The organism is Bradyrhizobium sp. Ec3.3 (assembly GCF_000472925.1).
Taxonomy (GTDB): domain Bacteria; phylum Pseudomonadota; class Alphaproteobacteria; order Rhizobiales; family Xanthobacteraceae; genus Bradyrhizobium.
Map to the genome: position 1 here is coordinate 10,636 of NZ_KI421476.1, position 1,397 is coordinate 12,032.

General features: G+C 62.3%; 1 protein-coding gene. It reads left to right on the forward strand.

Translation table 11 applies throughout. The annotated features are described in order from the left end of the window. Positions 1-1,211: 1,211 nt before the first annotated feature. Positions 1,212-1,397: helix-turn-helix domain-containing protein (locus YUU_RS0145955; RefSeq protein ID WP_027528119.1), on the forward strand; the 186-nt coding region annotated here is incomplete at its 3' end.

Consider the following 1,397-nt stretch of genomic DNA (forward strand, 5'->3'; position numbering starts at 1 on the left):
AGCCCAGGGCATGAGATGCAAGCCGCATCCTCAAGCTCGTCCTCCGGACATCCCGGTGCATCCGGCTTCAGCCCGGGACACGAGATGCAAGCGGCACCGTCAAGCACGCCCTCCGGCCATCCCGGCGCATCCGGCTTCAGCCCGGGACACGAGATGCAAGCGGCGGCTCCGAATCCTTAAGCCGGCGACAACCGGCAGTTCGCATCGAGCTTCGCACTCCGAAGCAGGACGTAGAACGGCCTCCGCTAGGTCGCCGCGCCACGCGGCGGTCAGACAGCTGCGCCGCAATGATCGCACGTCAAAGCATCTGGGGCTGTAGCGCCCGAGTGAGACATCGTCGGGCTATTGGCTGATACCGAAGTCCGCATTGTGGCGGCAACCTGGATTGGCTGCATTAGACGAACACGAGCGTTTTGCCGAGGCTCCTCATGCTGGCGCGTGTGTTCGGTTTCTCGGGCAGGAACACATTCGGGAACGTCCGCGGCATGCTGCGCGGATCGCTCCAAGGTCGGGCCACACGATGGACATCGCAGCCGTCCGACCAGTTCGTCTGAAGTAGTCAGATCGGCATTCGACGACGTCGCTTGTGGGTCTAGGGCGGCCTCGTGAGTCCGGCCGCTTGCAGCGCGAAGCGGACTTCGCGGTCGGTAACGTCTAATTATCGTAAGCCAGGTAACTCTTCGCGCGAGATCGCGACCTATTGGGTCGCCGTTGGAAAATTGATCCTGGAGCAGGAAGCGACGGCGCCGATCGCACAGGAAGCGCAATCGGCAAGGTTCTGCACACATCGCCGACGGCTGTGGTGCTGACGGTTCAAAAAAGTACGCCGCCGAGCATTTCTATCCGGTGGCGTCTTGGAATCAGCACCGCCCCTGTTTCCAGAGACCAGGCGGGCAGCCGTGTCCGCGCCAGCCGACCTTGCGACCGCGACTCCAGCCAAACGGTTGATAACCGTACCCATGACCCCAGCCGCCGCCGTGCCCCCAGCCTTTTATTTGGATGAGATCGGTGCTGCTCTTCGCTGGGCCCTGCGCAAACGGATAAGCAGGCGATCGGGGGAACGCCGACACCGGCGTTGTCATGAAGGCGATCGGCAAGATGAGCGTTACTCCAAGAAGCAATTTGCGCATAGGCTGTCGCGCGCCATGGAAAACTGCCCCCTCGGCGCCATGAGGAATTGCCCCCTCCTTGGATAGCCGAGGAGAGAGCGAATGAAGCAGGAACGAATCACGGAAGGCTCATCGTGGAGTGATCCACGGGGGCAGATAATGAAGACGCCGGATGACGTGGCGGAGATGTTGCGCCTGAGGGCGTGCGGATGGGGGCTGAAGCGGATTGCGCGCGAGCTGGGCTGCAGCCATCACACGGTGAAGGATTATGTTGCGGCGGGCGGCGTT